15 protein-coding genes are annotated in these 22190 nt (G+C 60.8%); 11 read left to right on the top strand and 4 right to left on the bottom strand.

The genetic code is table 11. From position 1 onward, the window contains the following. Positions 1-25: 25 nt before the first annotated feature. Complete coding sequence (locus KTAU_RS08905) at positions 26-595, top strand: TetR/AcrR family transcriptional regulator (protein WP_170293168.1); 570 nt, start codon at positions 26-28, stop codon at positions 593-595. Positions 596-788: 193 nt separating this feature from the next. Here the strand turns inward: KTAU_RS08905 and sufB are convergent, their stop codons facing one another. Continuing rightward, entirely contained in the window at positions 789-2195 is a 1407-nt protein-coding gene (gene sufB, locus KTAU_RS08900; protein WP_052889953.1) for a Fe-S cluster assembly protein SufB, read from the bottom strand. Between the two features lie 175 nt (positions 2196-2370). Next, positions 2371-4125: a glycosyltransferase family 39 protein gene (locus KTAU_RS08895; protein ID WP_151728048.1), complete on the bottom strand. Its 1755-nt coding sequence runs from the start codon at positions 4123-4125 to the stop codon at positions 2371-2373. A 400-nt stretch (positions 4126-4525) separates the two neighbouring features. On the opposite strand from KTAU_RS08895, the gene KTAU_RS08890 reads away from it, so the two are divergent. The 6 genes from KTAU_RS08890 (at position 4526) to KTAU_RS08865 (ending at position 11890) form a co-directional block, all read left to right on the top strand. Continuing rightward, the gene (locus tag KTAU_RS08890) at positions 4526-4912 is read left to right on the top strand and encodes a DUF2089 domain-containing protein (protein ID WP_069803131.1); all 387 of its coding nucleotides are present in this window, start codon (positions 4526-4528) and stop codon (positions 4910-4912) included. After that, entirely contained in the window at positions 4896-5279 is a 384-nt protein-coding gene (locus tag KTAU_RS08885; protein ID WP_151728047.1) for an SHOCT-like domain-containing protein, read from the top strand. Before KTAU_RS08890 ends, KTAU_RS08885 begins: the two co-directional genes overlap by 17 nt. Positions 5280-5464: 185 nt before the next feature. After that, on the top strand, positions 5465-7282 hold the full coding sequence (locus tag KTAU_RS08880; protein WP_151728046.1) for an SHOCT-like domain-containing protein: 1818 nt from the start codon (positions 5465-5467) through the stop codon (positions 7280-7282). Between the two features lie 499 nt (positions 7283-7781). Then, entirely contained in the window at positions 7782-8777 is a 996-nt protein-coding gene (locus tag KTAU_RS08875) for a helix-turn-helix domain-containing protein (RefSeq protein WP_151728045.1), read from the top strand. Between the two features lie 412 nt (positions 8778-9189). Next, positions 9190-10632 (top strand): hypothetical protein, encoded by a 1443-nt coding sequence (locus tag KTAU_RS08870; protein WP_151728044.1) that lies wholly within the window; start codon positions 9190-9192, stop codon positions 10630-10632. 289 nt (positions 10633-10921) lie between these two features. Beyond that, positions 10922-11890 carry an aldo/keto reductase gene (locus KTAU_RS08865; protein WP_151728043.1) on the top strand — a complete coding sequence of 323 codons (969 nt, stop codon included), beginning with the start codon at positions 10922-10924 and terminating at the stop codon, positions 11888-11890. A gap of 152 nt (positions 11891-12042) precedes the next feature. On the opposite strand, the gene yedA is transcribed toward KTAU_RS08865, so the two are convergent. Together yedA and KTAU_RS08855 are read right to left on the bottom strand one after the other, a co-directional pair. After that, positions 12043-13068 carry a drug/metabolite exporter YedA gene (gene yedA, locus KTAU_RS08860; RefSeq protein WP_228026370.1) on the bottom strand — a complete coding sequence of 342 codons (1026 nt, stop codon included), beginning with the start codon at positions 13066-13068 and terminating at the stop codon, positions 12043-12045. Positions 13069-13524: 456 nt separating this feature from the next. Next, positions 13525-14922 carry an FAD-binding oxidoreductase gene (locus KTAU_RS08855; RefSeq protein ID WP_151728041.1) on the bottom strand — a complete coding sequence of 466 codons (1398 nt, stop codon included), beginning with the start codon at positions 14920-14922 and terminating at the stop codon, positions 13525-13527. Between the two features lie 860 nt (positions 14923-15782). On the opposite strand from KTAU_RS08855, the gene KTAU_RS08850 reads away from it, so the two are divergent. From KTAU_RS08850 to KTAU_RS08835, 4 genes are all read left to right on the top strand, one after another. After that, positions 15783-16463 (top strand): helicase-related protein, encoded by a 681-nt coding sequence (locus tag KTAU_RS08850; RefSeq protein ID WP_151728040.1) that lies wholly within the window; start codon positions 15783-15785, stop codon positions 16461-16463. Between the two features lie 7 nt (positions 16464-16470). Then, positions 16471-16887, top strand: coding sequence for a hypothetical protein (locus KTAU_RS08845; RefSeq protein ID WP_151728039.1), 417 nt, complete (start codon positions 16471-16473; stop codon positions 16885-16887). Between the two features lie 832 nt (positions 16888-17719). Continuing rightward, positions 17720-20140 (top strand): protein kinase domain-containing protein, encoded by a 2421-nt coding sequence (locus tag KTAU_RS08840; protein WP_151728038.1) that lies wholly within the window; start codon positions 17720-17722, stop codon positions 20138-20140. A gap of 139 nt (positions 20141-20279) precedes the next feature. Further along, the gene (locus KTAU_RS08835; protein WP_151728037.1) at positions 20280-22067 is read left to right on the top strand and encodes a substrate-binding and vWA domain-containing protein; all 1788 of its coding nucleotides are present in this window, start codon (positions 20280-20282) and stop codon (positions 22065-22067) included. The last annotated feature ends 123 nt before the right edge of the window (positions 22068-22190 follow it).

Raw genomic sequence — 22190 nt, 5'->3', positions numbered from 1 at the left:
GCGTCCACGGAGCGCCCAGGCTCACATGGCCATCCTCCAGGCCACCCTGGAAGAGCTAGCCGAAGAAGGCTATCAGGGCATGACCATCGAGGGCGTTGCGGCCCGGGCCGGTGTCAGCAAAGCCACCATCTACCGCCGCTGGTCCTCCAAGGAAGAGCTGGTCATGGAAGCCGCCCATCGCATCTACACCGACATCCCGGTCATCAACACCGGTCACCTGCGGCGCGACTTCGTCGCCATCTATACCCTGGCCTATCGAGCGATCCAACAGAACCCGTTTCTGCAACGGCTGATCTTCCGGGCCCTTGGCGAGGTCCACATCAACCCCGAGATCTATCGCGCCTTTGTTGAGCGTCTCTTTGCTCCGCGCCTGCAACAGTTTATCGAACTGATCAAGCAGGCCCAGGAGCGCGGTGAAGTGCGCTCTGATCTGGACCCCTGGCTGATCATCGATATGGTGGCCGGGCCGCTCTTCTATCACCTCATGCTGGGTCCCCTGGCGCCCTCGCAGCCGCAGCCCTTCAACGAGGCCATCATCGAACGGCTCATCGACACAGTCTTTGAAGGCATTGCCCCGCAGACCGCCACTTCCTGAGTCCCCTGGCTCCCGGCTCCCTCCCTGGCGCTGGCGAGCGCCCCTCTTTCTTGAGCGCCGACACAGGGGTGGAGTTTTGTCCTCTGCTCGACGGGAGTGAGCGGACCGACAAAAAAGGTCATCGCCGTAGGCAGGCGATGACCCTTGGCTGAGAGCTTCTGCTCCGTGCTGGGCGTGAGCTGGGCAGGTGAGATCAACCGACGCTGCCCGACATCTCCAGCTGGATGAGGCGGTTCAGCTCGACCGCGTACTCCATCGGCAGCTCCTTCGTGATCGGCTCGATGAAGCCGTTCACGATCAGCGAATAAGCCTCCGACTCGTCCAGACCGCGGCTCATCAGGTAGAAGAGCTGATCCTCACCGACCTTCGAGACGGTAGCCTCGTGGCCGATCTCCGTCTCATTATTCTCGATCCGCATCGTCGGATACGTATCGGTGCGGGCCTGCTCATCCAGCAGCAGGGCGTCGCAGCGCACGCTGCACTTCGTATGGTGGGCCTCCGGATTGACGCGCACCAGTCCGCGGTAAGAGGCGCGGCCCGTGCCCTTCGAGACCGACTTCGACAGAATCTGCGAAGTTGTGTATGGGGCCAGATGGGTTACCTTCGCGCCGGCATCCTGATGCTGCCCGTCGCCGGCGAAGGCCACTGACAGAATATCGCCGCGCGCGCCCGGCTCCATCAGCAGGACGGCGGGATACTTCATCGTCACCTTCGAGCCCAGGTTGCCATCGACCCACTCCATCGTCGCATCGGCGTAGGCGGCGGCGCGCTTCGTCACCAGGTTATAGACGTTCTTCGACCAGTTCTGGATCGTTGTATAGCGCACGCGGGCGCCGCGCTTCACAATAATCTCCACCACGGCGCTATGGAGGCTATCGGTCGAATAGGTTGGAGCCGTGCAGCCCTCCACATAGTGGACATACGAGCCGGGTTCCGCGATGATCAGCGTCCGCTCGAACTGGCCCATATTCTGGGCATTGATGCGGAAGTAGGCCTGGAGAGGAATCTCCACGCGCACATTCTCCGGCACATAGACAAAGCTGCCGCCGCTCCAGACCGCGCTATTGAGCGAAGCGAACTTATTATCGGAGGGCGGAACGATCGTACCGAAGTACTCCTTCACCAGGTCCGGGTAGAGGCGCAGGGCGCTATCCATATCCATAAAGATCACGCCCATCTTCTCCAGATCCTCGCGGACCTTATGATAGACCGCCTCGCTCTCATACTGGGCCGTCACGCCGGCCAGATACTTGCGCTCCGCCTCGGGGATACCCAGACGATCGAAGGTCTCCTTAATCTCGGGCGGCACCTCGTCCCACGAGCGGCCCTGTTCCCTGACGGGCTTAATGTAGTAGTAGATATCGTCGAAGTTGATCCCCGAGAGGTCTGCACCCCAGGTAGGCAGAGGCCGCTTCAGAAAGAGGTCGAGGCTCTTGAGACGGAAGCGGCGCATCCACTCAGGCTCACCCTTCATCTCCGAGATCTGCTCAACGACCTCGCGGCTCAGCCCCTTCTTCGACTTGAAGGCGTAATTTTCAGGTACATGGAAGCCAGCGGTGTAGCTCGGCTCGGCAGTACCGAAGATTTCTTGCGTGCTCATCTCACATCACCTCAGTGTGGCGTCGAGACCCCTGCCTCACACATGAGGAAACAGCGCCACCTCGATTAATCCTTACTCTAATACTCGGATTTGCTCCTCTAATTATACGGCCCATTGTGACGGCCTGTCAAGGCCAGTTTGAGGCGAGCCGGCAGGCCGTCACGCCTTGCCAGTCCTAGCTTGCCGTCTCAAACAGATAGACGTGAGCGGTGCTGGTAGCAAAAGAGGCCAGCAGGTGGTAGTGAGAGGAGAGCCAGGCGACGCTGGCCTGAGCGCGCTGAACGGCTGCCGCGTTGGGCAGACGAGCAGTAACATAGAAGAGGCGCACATGGTGCGCGGCGTAGGTGACCAGGGCGGATGGATCAGTCGCCTGGCTGGCCTTTTCTGTACCCAGGGTGACGCGCGCGACATTGTAGGGCAAAAGATCGTACTCCACCCAGTGGAACGCCCCGGGCGAGTCGCTATCGAAGTGGGCCAGCGTTGGCGTCAGCGAGAAATAATACTCGAAGGCCAGCTCGCAGCCCTGGCCATTATCGTAGCAGACCAGCCCGTCGCCCTCCTGATAGTGGGCCGCTACCCAGAGGGCAGCGGGTCGCCAGCTCTCCTGCTCGGCGTGGGCATAATAGTAGGGCATATGATAGAGCGCGAGCGCCAGCAGCAGCAGGGCCAGGGCTGTGCGCGGTAGTCGCCAGGGGAGCGTGCTCAGGCCCATCACAGCCAACAAGAAGAAGGCCGCCAGGACCGAGACCAGATAGCGATCGAGAAAGAGGTGGATCGACACCTGGGTGATGGCATAGCTCAGCAGCGTGGGGATAAGCAGCCAGCACAGCAAGACGAAACCAAAGGCGGCCAGCTGCTGATCGTCTTGCACTTGCTGTCTGGCCTGGGCGGTCCTCTCCTCGGAGCTGGAGCGGAGCAGCAGCGTCAGCCTCAGCAGCCATGTCTGCCCTCGTTCCGAGAGGCTGGCGGCTCCGATGCCCAGGCCCAGCAGGCTCAGAGCCGTCAACAGAGCCAGATAGACGCGGCCATGATCAGCAAACGTCTGGAAGAGGTGCAGCAGATCGCGCGGCCCCGGAATAGGAATCCACTCCGTCTGCGCTCCCACCCGGCTCAGGATCAACATCGGCGTCACTAACAGCGTAATGGCCATCAGGCTCAGCACCAGCGGACGCAGCAGGCGGCGCGTTGGCGTGCGCCAGGGTGTTGGCAGCACGAGCAGGCCAAGCAGCGCCACCCCCTGAGCGCCCAAAATCAGCAGACTGAAGAAATGGACATAGACCGCCAGGGTCATCGCCAGAACATAGCATGGCAGCCAGCGCCGCCAACGCTCTGGTCGCTGCAGCGCCGTGAGCAACGCGTACCAGCCGAGCGTCAGAAAAAGCAGCTGAAGGCCATAGGCGCGGGCATCCTGAGCGTAGAAGAGTTGGAGGTTGCTGACGAGATAGAGGAGAGCAGCACAGCAGGCCAGGAAACGGCTGAAGAAACGCCGGGCTAACAGATAGACGAGCGCGACAGCCAGGGCGGCGCAACAGGTCGAGGGTAGGCGGACAATGGCCTCCCCAGGCGGTAAGCCAACCAGGGCTGTCAGTCGGAGCCAGCCATGCAGCAGCAGATAATAGAGCATCATATTGGGCTGGCTGGTGGTGATGATGCGCCAGAGCGTGGGCAACGATTGCGAGGCCCGCGAGACCGAGAGCAATTCGTCGAACCAGAGGCTAGGCGTACCAAGATGGTACAGGCCCAGGGCCAGAGCCACCAGGGCCAGCAACGTAGTCCAGATTCCCTCACCGCTCAACAGAGACCAGTAAGGCGAGAGGCTCCTGATAAAGGAACTGGACCTTCGCTCATAGAAGGAGTTCGATATAGAGATGCTTTCAGGAGTAGAAGTCCTTAAGAACGCTTTAGGATGAGAGCGATAGATGTCTTCCATAGTTACGCTCCTGATGAGAGAGCTAGTCGCCAGGCTGGACGAGGAGCATGCTATGCCGGAGGAATGGGCAGGGGCCGCTTTCACCCGACTCTGCCGGGCGGCTTCGCAAAGTTGTGACGGGTTAAGCGAGAAGCGGTAACACTCATTGCCTAGGTATAAATACTTAATCGTCGATTTTTGCTCATCCTGAGGTGTGTGAGTGTAGAGATAGCATCATCAATGGTATATCTCTCCATCTCTGGGTGTATTTTTGCCATATACATTGACGAAATTGAGCGACTGTGCTAAAATCATGATCAGAAACGCATAGCCATTCCCGAACTGGGCCGGTGGTCCATATGGGAAATTGGATTCAGGAGGTCCGGGGCGAGATGATGGCCCCGGTGAAGAAGAGAGAAGCATGCACAGGCTGATAACCAGAGACCCGGTGAGCGGCGGTGAGCTGATCGTGACGCGCCTGGAGTGTCCCGAGAGCGGTGTAGTGATCGAGGGGCGTTTTAGCCTTGGGTGGATCGGGCGTCTTACTCCCGAGCAGCTCGATTTTGTAGAGCGCCTGGTCAAGAATCGCGGCAATATTCAAAAGCTGGCCAGTGAGCTGGATATTGCCTACAACACGGCGCGCAGCCGTCTGGATGAGATTGTGGCTGCTCTTGGGGGGCCGCCCGAGAGTGAGCCTCGCCCCAGTGTTGATCGACGCGCGATTCTGGATCGCCTAGCCGCGCGCGAGATCACAGTTGAGGAGGCCATGCGCCTACTGCGAGGTCAGTCAGATGCCAGTTCCCGCTGAAGAGCGTGATCGCATTCTGCGTTTGATTGAGGCTGGTCAGGTCAGTGCTGCTGAGGCTGCCCGTTTGCTCGATGCCCTGGCTTCGCCTGCGGAGGCCGCGCCTGCCCCGCGGGCCAGGCCACGCCAGCGCCTGGTACATATTCGTGTGACTGATCTGCTGCAGAATCGTCCCCGGACGAGTGTGACGATCCCGGTGGAGCTCATCGAGGTGGGTTTGCACCTGGCAACCCGCCTGGCTCCTCAGATTAGCGGCAGTGCGCTGGAGCAGCTTCTGCGGGCCATCGCTCAGGCCTCCACTGGGCGTCTGCTCGACTTCCAGGATCTAGAGGAGAATGAACGCGTAGAGATTTTCCTGGAGGAGCGCTAGAGGGGCGTGCCAGGTAGCCAGTCGCTGCCTTGCCTGGCTGAGCTGATCAGACCCTGGGTACCAGCCGGCTAGACGAAGGATGACCTGAAAGCAATGAGCGGAGACTCTGTCCTCTTGCTGACTGATGGGCTGCTGCTCCCTCCGCTCATAGACGAGGGTTTTGTTTGCCTTAAGGAGACTGCCTTATGCGACAAACAGTGAGTGTTGGACCCCTGCCACGGATCACGGTGGGCCGCATCAGTGGCGATCTCGTTGTACGTCCTGGAGAGCTTCAGCGGGTGCTGATCGAGAGCGACCACGCCCTGGAGACAAGGCTGGCGCGTGAAGACGAGGAAAGTCTGGTGATAGGCGATTGTCGCGGTGACCTGAAGCTGTGGCTGCCGGCAGACGCTGTCCTCTCGGTGAGCCGGCTCGCTGGTGACGGAAACATTCAGGGCATTCGCCGCTGTGAGCTGGAGGAGGCGCTCCAGGATCTGGTGGCAGAGCGTCTGACTGAAGCCCTGGTACTTGGTCGTCTGGCTGGTGATCTGAGAGTGCGGGCGGTGCCCCTGGTGCAAGTCCGCGGTGAGATCAGGGGCGAGGGTCGGGTCAGAGAGGTCGAGCGGCTGGAGGTCTCCACGGTGGTTGGCGACCTTGTTGTGGAAGGTGGGGGCACGGTCTTGCTTGGCTCCGTCGGCGGTGATCTGCGTTTGCCTGCTGTTGCAGCCTCGTTACGTTGTGGGCGAGTCGGGGGTGATGCCCTGGTGCAGGGAGGCGGCGATACCGGGGTGGTGCTTGGCCAGGTCAAAGGCGACCTGGAGCTGCTCGGCGCTGCTCAGGTCTACGTAGGCAGCGTTGAGGGAGACGCGGTGCTACGCGATATCAACGGTGGGGTAGAACTCGGGCGTGTCGGTGGCGATCTCGATTGTCGCGAGGTGGCAGGCCAGCTGAGGGTGAGCCACGTGCTGGCTGATGCCGTTCTGAAAAGGGTCCATGCTTCTCTAGAGATTGGGACCGTGGAGGGGGATCTTTCGTTGCAGGCGGATTTCCCACCAGGCTCAGCAACGCGTTTGAATGTGAATGGCGATGCAGTGCTTTCGCTGCCGGCACAGGCTAATCTCACCCTGCGAGCCGTGGTTGGCGGCAACGTCAGTGGCGCCGATCTCGGCCAGGAACTGGGTGAGACGCGCCTGCTCTCGCTGGTTTATGGCTCGGGCGATGCGCTGGTGGACCTGCGGGTCGCTCAAGACCTGCGTCTCCAGGGGGGAGATCATCCCCGCACGAGTGAGGGAACTTTTTACTCCCGCGTCTGGTCCTGGGAGGACTTCGAGCAAGAGATGAAAGCGTTCGGTCGGACCATGACAACCCTGGGTCAGGAGTTGGCCCGCGAGATGACACGCCTGGCTCAGGACCTGACCCGCGAGCTAGCTGAGGCTGGAGGGGAGTCTAGCGCGCGCTGGTCTGAAGAGGTGTTACGCATGTTGGAAGAGCAAACGCGGCGTGCGCAGGAGCGGGCCGCAGCCTGGGAGCGCCGCTTTGCCCGCTTCTGGCCCCAGGGTGGCGGGCCGCGAGTACGTCTGCGCTTCCAGGAACGTGAGTGGCAAATGGACCCCGAGCGTCTTTATCGCATGCTCGATCAGGCCCAGAGGGCGGCGGCGGAGGGAGTAGCGGGGGCGATGGAGGCCGTCGAGCGCGCTCTGCGCAACCTGGGCCTGGCCTCATCGACTGAAGAGCGCTGGCGCGCCCCACGGAGGCCCACAGCTGAGTCGAAGGAGGAAATGTCTGCCACTCAGCCCGCGGAGCCCGCTTCCGGAACAGAGCCGCGGAAGCCGACTTCTTCTGCCGAGCAGTCCGGTTGGCATCCGGCAGAGCAGCCCCAGCCAGTCGCCGCGTCCTCGTCTGATCCCGCTGCGACTGCCGCCGAGCCTGAACGAGAGCGCGAGGCGATTTTGCGCATGATCGCTGAGGGGCGGCTCTCTCCTGAAGAAGGCGATATGTTGCTGGAAGCCCTGGGGCCTGAGTGAGCTGGCCAGGGATCGGCCCAGGGATCGGCCCAGGGATCGGCCCAGGGATTGGCCCAGGGATCGGCCCAGGGATCGGCCAATTGCATCGAATAGTGCGGAGGCTGGCGAGCGATCCACCCGAATGAGCAAGGCGTGCCAGCGTAGCCTGGTGGGATCCCTGTCCAGCAGCGCAAAGGTCCCTGGTTTTAGGGATGGCTGAGCTTGCTAGCTGGTTTGTTTACTCGCTTCCTCTCCGCTGGACAGCGGTTCTCCCAGCCTCTTCTCGCTATTTAGATAGCCTAAATGCCGCTTTTCAGACCTTGAGTCTTCACAACTATCGTTCTCCCCTGGGCGAATTGTGGTATAATTACAACCGCTGTCAATATTTCTGACCACGCGGAGCCGCTGCGAGAGGGGATTGTTTTACCACTGGCACCTTATCCGAAGGATCTCAGTTTTTGCTATCAGGCAAGAGCGCGATCTGTATCCACCCACTATTTCAAAGGATCAAGGTAGTTAGATGCAACAGAGCCGAAACTGGCGGGAACTGCTGGCAAGCCTCATTAGTGACCCGCGGCAGAAACAGACGCTGGCCAACAAGTTGGGCGTCACACCGCTGACCTTGACACGCTGGGCTGAAGGAGAGTCGCAGCCCCGTCCTCAGAATCTGAGGTTGTTGGCTGAAGCTCTCCCACAGTATCGGGCGGAGCTGCAGCAAGCGTTCGGTGAAGAGTTTGGCCTCTCCAATCTGGGGGAGCCGATGCTGGAGCTGGAAGAGGAAGAGATCCCCTCGGCCTTCTATGCTCGTGTCCTCAATACGCATGCCACGGCGCTGGCCATGCTGCGCTTCTGGTCCATCGCCAGCCTGATTCTCCAGCAGGCGATTGGGCAGCTTGATCCACATCAGGTTGGCATCGCGATTACAGTGGTGCAATGCATGCCGCCCTCTGGTCCAGCTGGCAAGGTGCGCAGCCTGCGCAAGAGGGTTGGCATAGGCACTGGTCCCTGGCAGAGCAGTGTCGAGCAGAAAGCGGGCTTTTTGGGAGCGGAGTCGCTCGCCGGCTATACAGTGGCTCAGGGGAGGCTGATCGTGATTCAGGATCTGATGCGCGATCAGGGCTACTATCCGGCGCGCCCGATCGAGGGAGAGGTGGGCTGTGCTATTGCCCCTATTCTGCGCTCCAGCTGCGTGGCTGGGGGCCTGCTGGTCTCCAGCACGCGACCTGACTTCTTCTTGCCTGGGCGCAGTCGGCTGGTCCAGGAGTATGCAGATCTCCTGGCGCTGGCCTTTGAGCCGCATGAGTTCTATGAGCTGCAGCTGATTGATCTGCAGACCATGCCTCCTGAGCATGTTCAGGAGGAACATTTCAAGCATTTCCAGCGACGGGTGGCGGCCCTGATGCGTGAGGCGGCGTTGAACGACCGCCCACTGAAAGTAACGCAGGCGGAGCTGCTGGTCTGGCAGCAGCTGGAGGAGGAGCTGCTGGGGCTGCCATTGCCGGACTTGCAGGAGTGAGGCCAGGCCAGGAGGAGTGCAGCCGAGGTCGTACTCCTGCTTCCTCCTGCCACGCTCACTCGTTCCCTCGCTCCCTCGTTTGTGACTCTAAGCGTTCGCCAACTTCACCTTCTGGCTGGCCGCTCTGTCAGCCGGTACAGGCTCCGGCACTCTGTGGCCTAAAAGTACGAGAAAACTGCGTTCCTCTGGTAGAGAAGGGAGAAGGAGGTGGACGCTGACCCTTTCCTGCGCAGCTTCTGTCTATATCTGCTGTAGGATATTGTTGAAACAGTGCTGCGCTTCTGTTTCTCTTTCTTTTCTTTTTCGGCTTCCTGCCTTCCTCCCTTATTCTTGTCTTGTCTTGCTGGCCCCTTGATTCTCGCTGCTGCTGGCTGTGTTCAGCAGAGTGAGTCGCTCAAAGGAGGCAAAGCCGATGTGGTGGCAGCAGCTCTTTCCTGAGCTACCGCCGGAGTGGATTGTTGAATACCTGCGTCCTCCGGCCCAGGGTTTAGCCTTTATCAACACGCGCCATCTGGAGTATATCAAGCTCTCCTTTGCTCGTCTGCGTGGGGTCAACGCCATTGCGCAGCTGAATGCTCTGTTAGCCGAGCTGCGTCCACAGCTTCAGGAGTTAGAAGCGAGCGACCTGCGGGCCGATGAGGCGCGCCGTCTGGCCAGTTGCCAGCTCCGCTTCAGGCAAGGGGGTCAGTTGCTCCGTGGGGTAGTGGCAGTGCTCTCCGCTCCCCAGCAGGGCGAGGCCCTGGTCCTCTTGCGGGCGGCGCAGGCTGATCTTTATCGCCAGCGAGAGAAGGAGCTAGAGCGTCTGGCCTGGCGGTTGCTGCGGCGCCTGACCGAGCTGACGGGATCGACGGAGCAGGTGAATACCGCTGCTGTTGAACGGGTCCGGCAGGCTCAAGAGGAGCTGGCGCGCACTGGCCGCCCGCTGCATGTGGGCCTTTACTGGATCACCGTTCCTCGGCACTGGCAGCCCTCGCTGGCCAGCAATGGGAATCTGCTCGTTGTCAGCGCCGAGGGCGAGAGTGTTGCCATCTATATGTTGGAGATTCCGGCTGATGCCTTAACGCTGCAGATGATGCTGCAGGGCCTGGCGCTGCTGGGGCTGCCACCGCAGCAGGCCGCTCTCCTGCGCCAGCTCGCTTCGCCCTATCTGCCACCGCTGGAAGTGATCCGTCAGCTCTATCCGCGTCTCTCCGGTGGCAGTGTGCAGCAGCTCCAGATTCTTGGTCACTGGCCTCTGCCGGCGGCGGTAGGTCAGGCGGCGCGTATCCACTATCGCTATCTGCGCCCCTCGCCTGCTGGTAGGCAGCCGGTCGAGGGGGGAGCCGAGGTGATCTCGAGGCCACCGCCGCTGGCGGTTCCGGGAGCCTCTTTCTGGACCGTCGTGGCTCAGGGAGCTGAAGCTCCGCCGGGCCTCTTCGCCCGGCGTCTGCCGCTGTATATGGCGATTCTGGCCTCGGTCCATCCTGATCCCAACGGTATCCAGGCCGCACTGGCCTCGCAGCAGCAACAGAACCGGATCATCCAGCAGATGGCGGCCTCACAGGCGGCGCATTTCCGTCATCAGAATCAGATGATCGCTCAAACCTTTGATCATATGCGGGCCATGCAAATGAACCTCTTCGAGCAGGTTCAGCAGACGAACCTGAATATCGGGCTGGATTGGATGGATGCTTTTGCGGGGCAGGTCTATGTCAAGGATATACGCACGGGAGCGCGCTTCACGGTGCCGAGGGAGTATGTCGACTTTTTCCGCGACCGTGGTGAGCAGGTGCGTGCCTACGGCAAGTATGCCGACCCCTTGCTGTACGGCAGTTATGAGCGAGACATCCTTCAGCCCATTTATCACGGGGAGTAGTTGTTCTGGCAAGCGACGGCTGGGCAGCAGCCCTGGCGCTGGTATCGTATCGGACAGGCGACGATGGGCTGCCTCCAACACCAGCAAGAGGCAGCCTGTTGACTGGACTAACGCTCGCGACCCGTGGCTAGTGGCGTTCCCTGGGTATTCCCTGCAAACAGGCTCTCTGCCTGAGTTTGCGTTTTGGGCTTCCTTTGGCATAAGATGAGAAGGCCAGGGGCTGTGAGGGCCTCCTGAGCACCTACCACAAAGCAGTTGAGATGGTGAACAGGTTGCGGAAGGAGTGTCTATGCAGAAGCGACGCTTAGGGAACACTGACATGGAAATCACGCCGCTGGGGCTGGGGACGTGGGCGATTGGAGGCGGCAACTGGAGCTTTGGCTGGGGTCCACAGGATGATGCGGACTCGTTGGCGGCGATTCATAAGGCGCTGGACCTGGGAATCAACTGGATCGATACAGCAGCGGCCTATGGCCTGGGACACTCGGAAGAGATTGTCGGGCGAGCCGTACGCGAGCGTGCTCCCAACGAACGCCCGTACATTTTTACAAAGTGCTCGCTTGTCTGGGATGAGACCAGCAATGGGCAGGTGCGCAATGTGCTCAAGGCCGATTCGATTCGCCGCGAGGCCGAGGCCAGCCTGCGCCGTTTGGGCGTCGAGGTGATCGATCTCTATCAGATTCACTGGCCGGTGCCCGATGAGGATATCGAGGAGGGCTGGAGCACGCTCGCCGAGCTGCAGCGCGCCGGCAAGGTGCGCTATATTGGGGTCTCGAACTTCAATGTGGCCCAGATGGAGAGGGCGCGGGCCATTGCTCCCATCAGCTCGCTGCAGCCGCCCTACTCCTTGATTCATCGCGAGATTGAGGCGGAGATTCTGCCCTATTGCCAGCAGCATAATATTGGGGTGATTGTCTATTCACCAATGGCCTCTGGCCTGCTGACAGGGCGGATGACCAGGGAGCGGGTAGCGGCTCTGCCCGACAACGACTGGCGTAAGCACCATCCCGATTTCCAGGAGCCACGTCTGTCGCGCAATCTCGCGCTGGCGAAGCTCCTGGGCGACATCGGCTATCGCTATGGGCGCACGGCGGGCGAGGTGGCGGTTGCCTGGACGCTGCGCCATCCGGCGGTAACGGGGGCGATTGTGGGAGCGCGCCGGCCTGAGCAGATCAGCGAGCTGATCGGCGCGGCGGAGTTCCGTCTCTCGCCGAACGACCTGGAGGAGATTGAGAATTTCCTGCGCGCCAATCCCTGACTGACCCCTTGCTGGGTAGAGGCTTCTCTCGGCAGCGAGGCCAGGCCGGCCTCGCTCGCCGTTGATCCTGATCCCCGTTTTATCCCCGTTTTTATCCCCGTCTTATTTCCCTGGCCTTCTCCTGTCTTATGATTTTGGCTCTCGGCTCTCTGCTAGCGATCGGTCCGCAGAGAGCTGAGCTGCCGTGGCTCGTCCTGGCTGGCGATGGTAGCACTGTTGTGACCGGTGGCAGGAGCCATGCGCGGCTGTAGAGAGATGAGGGCGACGCTGCCAAGGATGATGAGCATAGCCAGCAGTTCGAGGGGCGAGACCTGTTCGCCTCCGAACAGAGTGCCCAGGAAAACGGCAACCAGAGGATTGACATATGCGTAGCTGGTGGCGAGAGCGGGCCGGACGCGCCGCAGCAGGTAGCCGTAAGCGCAATAGCCAAGTAGAGAGCCGGCGCCGACAAGATAGATGAGCGCCAGCAGCGCTCCGGGAGCGGGTGGCAGGCTGGGGCGTTCGCCCAGCAGCAGGCCAATGCTGAGTTGGGCCAGGCCGCCCGCTAACATCTGGGTGGCGCTGGCCATCAGACCAGAGGCCAGAGGCAGGCGCGCGCTCCAGACGGAGCCGAGGGACCAGCAGATAGGGGCGATCAGGAGGGCGATGGCCCCTTGGGGATTAGCCCGCAGGCCGCTCTGCAGGTTGAGCAGAATGACGCCAGCGAATCCGATGAGTAGGCCGAGCCATTCGAGGCGCCGCGGCCAGCGCCCGCTAAGACCGGCGAAGAGCGCTGTCCACAAAGGGACGGCTGCCAGGGCAATGGCGGCCAGGCCGCTGGCGACCCATTGTTCGGCGAAAGCTACCATGCCGTTGCTGCCAACCAGCATGAGGACGCCAATGCCGGCGCCAGCCAGCCACTGGTGCAGGCTGGGCCGCGGCTCGCCGCGCAGGCGCAGGAAAAGATAGAGCAGGGTGCCGGCGCAGACGAAGCGCAGGCCACCCATGAGGAAGGGCGGGAAGCTGGTCAGTGCCTGGCGCATACCCAGGTAGGTGGACCCCCAGATAATGTAAAGGGCGAGCAGGGCCAGGATGATGCCTAGCCGATCGACAGGACGCAGGCTGCCCGGGCGCTGCTGGGCTGCTGCTGGGCCTGACCCGCCAGAGTCTCTGACGATAGCGAGATGATCTTCACTCACAAAAGTGTTTGCCTGTTTTCTCTGCATAGCTCTTTAAATATGCTGATAAAGTAAAAGGTGAACAGGACGATACGACAGTGAATAAATTGTCTGGCGTCACAGGGCGGGATAGGTCGCTCCGTGGCGTAGTTGCTGCTGGTCTATCTGGCTGGATCGGAGGTGAAGGGCGGGTGTCCGGGTCCGATCGGGATCGCTGGCAAGAGTGCCAGCAAAAATTTTATCTACCTGGGGGCCGATTGGCTACAGCCAATGGGGGGCAGACGGAGGTGGATTGGCTCTTGCCGTGGTTGGGGCGCCAGTTTGATCTGATCTGCAGGCTTCACGCTCGCTAAGCGGAGAAGGAGGGAGTGGAAGTCAATGACAAGCGACGTGCAGTCCGAGGATGCTACTCGCCTGGCTTGCGCGCCGCTTTTGACTTATGCTGATCTCAGGCCCTAGGTCTGCAGGAAGGTTGACCTAGAGAGCAGGCTGGATATTCTGATTGATGCGGAACAAGTTAGCCGGATCGTAGTGCCGCTTCACCTGGCTGAGTCGCTCGTAGTTCTCGCGATAGGCGGCGCGGACACGCTCATCGCCTTCCCCCTCCATCATAAAGTTGACATAGGCTCCGCTCTCGGCGTAGGGATGCAGCGCTGTCCAGTAGGCACGTGCCCAGTCAGTAATCGTCTCCTTCTGGGCGGGGTCTGGGCTGACTCCCACAATCACCTCGGCCCAGGTGGCATCGCGGTAGCTCCAGGCGGTGGCGTTATTGCTCACGTGGCTGGCGGCCCCATTTACCGGGTAAAGATGCATCGTCGACTGCAGTGTTGGGAGCTGAGGACCGTGCTGCATGTGCAGGCGAATCGCTTCGTCGCTCAGCTCTTTCACAAAGTCCGCTTTCCAATACCACTGCAGGCCAGGTGGATAGAGCGCGTCAAACATGCTCTGCAGCGCGGGGAAGGGAAGTGGCCCTACGAGGTCCAGTGCTGGCTGACGGAACTGACGGATCGGCTGGAAGGTCTGTTCTGCCCTGTCCAGTGGCCCTGTGTAGCACCAGACCACGCCGCAGACCTTCTTATTGTGCAAATGCTCCGGGAACGGTGGGCCTGGCGGCACAGTCAGGAAGGCGAAGAAGCCGTTGAGATCCTCGGGGGCGGTCGTAATCAGGTGCTGGTACCAGTGAAGAATCTCGGGGGCCTTCTCTAACTCCCAGAGCATGGGGCCAGCATAGACCGTGTCGACTGGCTGGGTGCGAAACAGGAAGGAGGTGACAACGCCGAAATTGCCGCCGCCGCCGCGCAAGCCCCAGAAAAGATCAGGGTGCTGCTGCTCGCTGGCCACTACGACGCTGCCGTCTGCCAGCACCGTGGTCGCTTCCAGCAGATTGTCGATGGCCAGGCCGTAGGTGCGCGTGAGATGGCCCAGGCCACCGCCGAGTGTCAGGCCGCCGATGCCAGTGGTCGAGATGATCCCCGATGGCACGGCCAGGCCAAAGGCATGGGTGGCGTGATCGACGTCGCCCCAGGTGCAGCCGGCGCCGACGCGCGCTGTGCGCCGATCGGAATCGACGTGGGTGTAGCGCAGAAGGGATAGATCGATCACCAGGCCGTCGTCGCAGATTCCCAATCCACCGGCATTGTGACCGCCGCTGCGGATCGACAGCGGCAGCTCATGATCGCGGGCGAAGTTGACGGCGGTGATCACGTCGGCTACGTCGGCGCAGCGCACGATGAGGGCTGGCCGCTTATCGATCATGGCGTTGTAGACGCGGCGAGCTGCCTCGTAGGCGGCCTCGCCCTTTTGGATGACTTGCCCGCGCAGATTCGTCTGCAGGGCGCTCGCGTTGATCGCTGAAGACCTCTCCTCGATAGCCATACTTCTTTCGCTCCTTATCTCTGTCGAGGTCGATGCACTAAAAAAACACTCCGCTTTCCTGCAGACGTGGGGTGGCCTGGTCATAAGCAATTCTACTCAGTGCTGGATGGGGGAGCAAGCGCAAGGCTACCTACCTCGTTTGCATTGCAGCCTGGGATGGGTCCTTCACAGGAGCGAGGGCCGTTGATCACGCTTGCCGGCCTCGCGGACGTCTCTGGGACCGGGCGTGCTGCGTCGGGGGGTAGCCGTGTAAATGGCGGGACCTACCTCATTGTGGGGGGGTCCCTCACCCGGAGAAACCTCCTGGGGCTGTTAGCAGCTCGCCGCCCGTTGACTGTTGTGCCAGTTCTGTGCTATGCTACATTACTTTACCTGTGCTGCTATGTTATCGTCAGGCTGTCAGGCGGTGGAGACCCTGGGGCGCAGGCTGGCTGTGCTCGACGACGGGCGACGCAAGATCTTGTCTGAGCAGCCTTGCCTCTCTGTTTGCTCCATGCCCGACCCGGCTTCCTCCTCGCCTGATCTGCCACCCACAGCAATGTGACGGCCTGCACCACCTTCAGCCGGGCCTGATTCTGTTGGCTCTCTTCCGCCAACAAGCGGACGGTAAAGAAACGTTCTGTGATTCGAAGAACAGGCAGGCGGTAATAACGAGATGGGCGATTGATGGGTGTTGCAGGCAATGATGGGTCTTTCTGCCCTGTGCTCTTTTGATGGATCTGGCTGAAGTGCAGAGGTAGAAGAGATGCGGGGCGTGAGCTGTTCCCACGAAGCAAGGAGTGAATGCAGTGCTGAAACCAGAGCAAGAGGCACGACAACAGATCGACGAGCTGCTCCGTCAGGCGGGCTGAGCCGTTCAGGTGAAGGCGACTCTCAACCTGGGCGCGGCGCGCGGTGTGGCCCTCTGCCTGCGCACCGATATCAGCGAGCGCGGGAGCCGGATCGAGCCGCTCTCGGTCGTGGGTCTGCGCGATCGGCGGACGCGCGCCGTGCGCTGGGAGCAGCTTGAAGATGAGCTGGTTTACTATCCAGAGCAGCTTGATCGCGAGGTGGTCTCGCTGGACCAGATCCGTATCATTATTCGCGCCTATCGCGATAGCTACCGCCAGCTCTTCCTGGAGCGCACGAAGGTGCCCAAGACGCTGATCTTTGCCAAGGATGATAGCCATGCCGATACGATTGTGGAGATTGCGCGCCAGGAGTTCATGCCGGAGATTCTGAGCGAGGGATGCAGCGCTAACGATTACGTGCGGAAGATTACCTATCGGACGACAGGGGCGCGACCCGAAGATCTGATCACGGCCTTCCGCAACCGGCTGACGCCGCGGATTGTGGTGACGGTCGATATGATTGCAACCGGTACGGATATTAAGCCGCTGGAGGTCTTGATTTTTATGCGTCCGGTGCGCAGCCGGGGCTTTTATGAGCAGATGCTGGGGCGTGGGAGCCGGACGATTGATGAGACGGAGTTTCAGCGGGTGATGGGCGAGGAGGTGGGGAAGATGCGCTTTGTGGTGATCGATGCGGTGGGGGGTCAGTGAGCGGGTCATGATCGATAGTGGACCGTTGGAGCGCAAGTCGGCCAGCGCCCGGCCCTGGACCGAGCAGCTCTGGATTTACGACCTGCGCATCACCCTGCGCTCCAGGCCGCTGACGCGGACCCACCTCGACGACTTTGTCGCCTGCTATAAGCCTGGGAGGCGCCACGAGCGCGAAGAGAACGAGCGCTTCCGCGCCTTCAGCTATGAAGAGCTGATCAAGCGCGACAAAGTGAACCTTGACATCGTCTGGCTGCGCGATCGCAGTCTGGAAGATGCCAGCGATCTGCCAGCGCCAGACGAGATCATTGGCGATATTGTCGAAGACCTGCAGGCAGCCTTAGAGCAGCTGAACGCCATTATCGAGGACCTCAACGGCAACGGTAACGGCAATGGCAAGAGGAAAACATCGGCGAGCCACTCCTGAACGGCTGGCGATTCCCGATAGATGTCGCGATGCATCTCGAATCTCCTGTGAACGCGACTGGAATCCACGTGACCTTGAAATGTCAAACTGGCAAGCGTCTTAGCATGAGCAAGAAGATCGCGTAGCTGCTGCTCTGAGATACGCTGGCGTCTTTGGGCCTGCTCCAGGCCTGTAATCACGCGCTCCACAATCTCATAGCGTCGGCCCCCGCGGCAGAGCGGTGCCAGTGGCCAGATGCCTGGCAGATCGAGACGCAGCAGATCCTCCGCTGCCACTTCCCACAGCTTCACCACGTGATAAGAGAACGAGAGCGTATCGGCCTCGCCCTTACGCAAACCGGGCCAGCGCAAAGGCGGCGGCGGCATCGTGCCCCCCTCATGCAAGTAGATCACCCATGAAAAGACCTCTTGCTGGTACAGGCGCCGTGCAACTATATTATACGCCCGCAGGCGGTTAGCCATCTGCGCATCGCCTCGCGCTTGAAACTCGATATGGAAGAGGCACGGGCGCCCGTCGACCCGAACACGACACAGCTCATCGGCGCGCAGCTGCAGACTCTGCATCTCACCAGAGAGGCGAGACTCCTCCTCGCACTCGCCGATCAGTTCCACCCCAGCACAGAGCCAGGTCAGCATATCCCTATTTATTAATTGAGCCTTTACATTCCCATAACAGAGCCGTAAAGCAGAGATAAAGCTCTGGCGACATACTCGCAGCATGGCAACTGGATAAGCAGAACATGAGCATCACGAGTGCGCGGCTCATTACGACCGATCAAAGGCCGAGGAGCCATACGTGCTTGTACGTGCTATTCACGAGGAAGTGAAAAACCTTGCAGAGTCATACTGGAGGATTCCTCACCTGTGGCCACTGTGGTACCCCGAACGCGCCCGGTGAACAATTCTGTATCAACTGTGGTTACACGCTGGCCGGACCGCCAACCGGCGTCTATGCTGCCGTAGCCTCCTCGCCAGCGGTCACCGGAGGAGGTCGACGGATCACTGGGGCCCTTAGTCCTGGCGCCCTGCTCAGCGGGCGCTACCGCATCGTCGCCCTAGTTGGCAAAGGGGGCTTCGGAGCTGTCTACAAAGCCCTGGACTTGCGCTTCTCGGCTCGCCGGCAGGTCGCCATCAAAGAGATGGGCGACGCCCTGCTCACTCCCAACGAGAAAGCGCGTGCCCTGGCCGACTTTCGTCAAGAGGCAGATCTCCTGGTTCAGCTCCAGCATCCCAACCTGCCCAATGTCAGCGACTTCTTCGAAGAAGCGGGCAAAGCCTACCTTGTCATGGAATTCATCGAAGGCAAAACGCTGGCGAAGATCCTGGAAGAACACGGCGGACCGCTCGACGAAGCGACCGTCATGGGCTGGGGTCTGGAGCTATGTGCTGTCCTGCACTACCTGCACACGCGCTCCCAGGCGATCATCTTCCGTGACATGAAGCCGGCCAACGTCATGCTGACCCTAGATGGCCAGCTTAAGCTCATCGATTTCGGCATCGCCCGCATCTTTAAGAGCCAGGTCACACGTGACACCACCCTGCTTGGCTCTCAGGGCTATGCCCCGCTAGAGCAGTACGGGCGCGGTCAAAGTGATGCGCGTTCGGACATCTACGCCCTGGGGGCCACGCTCTACGAGCTCCTCACCGGTGAGCTACCCCTTGATGCCCCGACCAGGCGCCTCAATCCTGGTCTCTTTCAGACCCCACGCGCCTTGAACCCGCGAATCTCTGCCGCCAGCGAGGAGATCATCCTGACAGCGATGGCTGAAGATCCAGCGCAGCGCTATCAAACTGCCGCTGCCATGTACATGGCAATCCTGGCTGCCGGCTTCAGCTCCCCTGGCGCCATGAAAGGCTCCATTCCTGGCCTGCCCAATGTCGCCGCGGCTGGCCGAACAGCCTCACCAGTGACTTCGCCACCGGCGAACGCTCTGCCAGTGACCCCGCTGCCCGCCAGCAATCCACCAACGCCGATAACACCGTTACCCGGAACGCCGGGCCAGGGACCCCAGGCGCAGCTTGCCGTTCAAGGAGGGAGACGCATCTCGCGTCGCCTGCTGCTCACCGCAGGCGCAGTGAGCCTTGTCGCGGGTGCTGGCCTGCTCAGCCTCCCTTTCTTCTTCTCGCGCCAGCGTAGCGGAGGAACGACTGGAGTGGCCGGGCAAATTGCTCTCAGCTTTGTCTACAGCACCGAAAAAGAAAGCTGGATCAGCGCCGCCATCGAGGCCTTTAACCAGCGTGGTATGAACCTGGGCGGCAAACGCATCACCCTGTCGCAATCCGAAGGGCGCGGCTCACTCGATGCTCGCGACCGCATTCTCAATGGCCAACTGCGGCCCATTGCCTGGAGTCCGGCCAGCGCACTGGAACTCAACCAGCTCAGTGATGCCTGGAAGGCCGCACACGGCGGCGAAGAGATCCTGGCCTCCTCAGCAGAGTTATCGCCGCGCTCGCTCGTCTTCAGCCCCCTGGTCTTTGCTGTCTGGGAAGAGCGCGCGCGCCTCCTGCTTCAGCGTTACCACGCCATCGACTGGGAGGCCATTCACAGTGCTGTTCTCCTCAAAAATGGCTGGCAAGACCTGGGAGGGCCTGGTGACTGGGGTCAGGTCAAGCTGGCCCAGACTCGTCCCGATCAGTCGAATAGCGGCTTGCTGAGCATTACCCTGCTAGCCTATGCCTACTTCCATCAACAGCGAGACCTTACCAGCGACCAGGTACGTGACAAGGGTTTTCTGCGCTACCTCGGCGATATTGAGGGAGCCGTCACCCAATTTGGGCGCAGCAGCGGCACCTATCTAGAGCATGAAGTCATCCTCAAAGGGCCTTCCTCCTATGATCTGGCCTTCACCTACGAAAATCTCGTGCTCACCTATCAGGCGGAAGCCCATCAGCGCCAGGGCATGGCCCTGCTCCCCTTCTATCCAAGCCTCAATCTGCTGAGCGATCATCCCTTTGCCATCCTTGACGCCGAATGGGTCACCAGTGAGCAGCAAGAAGCGGCACGTCTCTTTCGCGACTTCCTCCTCGGCGAGGAGCAGCAGCGCGAAGCCCTCAAAAGCGGCTTCCGGCCCACCAACGCCGCGGTCACCATCTACGACCGCCTTGCGGGCAACCCTTTTCCCGGCCTGGCGAGCAGTCTCAAGATACCAGCGCAGCTTGGCCCCGAGGCGCAGCCGCCAGCCGGCCCTGTGACCGATGCCTTGCTTCAAGAGTGGCTCAGTGCCTACGACAATAGCGCCACTGCCCCCAGTTAGCCGGCCCGATAGGGGGAAGACAAGCCAGAACAGAAGCGGAGGCTCCACCTCCGAGAGAGGTGGCCCCCAAATCCCCGATCCCTGATGCTGCCACGACCACGATGCTCACGCTTTTGACAGGAAAGGATAGGCGAAGACGATGCTGAGAGCAAATGAGACCTTCAGCCGGCGAAGACGAAGGGCGCCCTGGATCAGCCTCTTCTGCTCTGTTTGTGCTTTATTGCTGCTCTTCACGCTCCTGTTAAGCTGTGAGGCGCCCTGGAGCGCCACCGTGCAGCCCACGCCCACGCCAGCCCCCTATCCGCTGAATTGTCAGCATCATTCGAGCGAGCCGGTGACCCTCACCCTCTACTATGGCTCCGAGAAAGAAGCCTGGATGAGGGAGGTCATTGCCGACTTCAACAACCACCACTACACCGGCTGTGATGGCATCATCACTGTCAACGCCATTCCCATTGGCTCTGGCGACTCCCTGCAGCAGATCCTCAATGGCAGGATCAGGCCCGACGTCTGGAGTCCGGCAGGCAGCGTCTGGCTCAGCCTCCTCAATGCCCGCTGGCGCCAGAAGAGCGGGCAGAATCTCATCGACATGGGAGCCAACTCTACCCCCTCGCTGGTCAGCAGTCCTGTCGTCATTGCCATGTGGAAACCGCTGGCTGAAGCGCTTGGCTGGCCGCAGCGTGCCATTGGCTGGAGCGACATCGCGCGCCTGAGCAGCAATCCGCAGGGGTGGGCTGCCTATGGTCATCCCGAGGCGGGAAGCTTCAAATTTGGTCACACCCATCCGGCATATTCCAACTCCGGACTCGACGCCATCATTGCCATGAGCTACGCCGCTCTGGGCAAACAGCGCGGGCTAACCGTAGCAGATATCAACGATTCTCGCGTCAGCAACTTTATCGCTGGCATTGAAAGGGCAGTCGTTCACTATGGCGACAGCACCGGCTTCTTTGCCGACGAAATGTTCAACAAAGGGCCCAGCTTCCTCAGTGCGGCAGTCATGTACGAAAACCTGGTAGTTGAAGCCAATGACGGTCATAGCTATTCCCATCTCCCCTTTCCCGTCGTGGCCATCTACCCCAAAGAGGGCACCTTCTACAGCGATCACCCCTACGCCATTCTCCACGGTAGCTGGCTGACTCCGGCCAAAGAGAGCGCCGCTGAGGTCCTGCGCGCCTTCCTTCTGGCGCCCCAACAGCAAGCCAAAGCCCTGCGCTATGGCTTCCGTCCTGCTGTGGCCTCGGTAGCGATTGGCGCCCCCATTGACAGCGCCCACGGCGTCGACCCAGAGCAGCCGCGGACCGTCCTGCAGGTTCCCTCGGTAGACGTTGTCAATGCCATTGAGGGCACCTGGCAGGCGCAAAAACGCCGTGTGGCCGCTATGCTCATTCTGGACACCTCGGGGAGCATGAACGACGACTTCAACGGGATGAGCAAGATCGATGCCGCGCGGCAGGGCCTCAGCGACTTTGTGCGGCTGATGAGCGATGATGACATCCTTGGGCTAACGACCTTCAGCGATGAAGCCAGGGTCATCAGTCCGCTCTCAGAGGTTGGCCCCAAGCGTCAGCAGGTCCTCCAGCAAATTGCCACCATTACAGCGGACGGCAGTACCCGTCTCTTTGATACCATTGCTGAGCAAGTGCAGGCGCTCAATAGTTTTGCCACCGATGACATCAAAGCCGTTGTCGTCCTGACCGATGGGCTGGATAACGTCAGTCAGCTCTCACGAGATAAGCTGCTCCGGCGCATTACGCCGGAAGGAGAAGACGCCGGCAGAGGTATCAAAGTCTTCACGATCGCCTATGGCGACGATGCCGATGTAGACGCCCTCAAGTCGATCGCCGCAGCCACCGGTGCCCAGGAATACGCCGGCACGCCGCAGAACATTCGCGCTGTCTACAATCAAATCAGCCTCTTCTTCTGAAAGCATCTGACCTGGCCGCGGGGAGGCGCTTACAGACCTGCGCGGAGAGAGATTGCGGTGAACAGCGAGATGCCTGCCTCGCTCGCTACGCTGGCGACCTCTCGCAAGAGGTCGAACGGGGAC

It is taken from the genome of Thermogemmatispora aurantia (assembly GCF_008974285.1).
Lineage (GTDB): Bacteria > Chloroflexota > Ktedonobacteria > Ktedonobacterales > Ktedonobacteraceae > Thermogemmatispora > Thermogemmatispora aurantia.
Note: the sequence above shows the minus strand (reverse complement) of the source record. Positions and strands in the feature narration are given on the sequence as shown.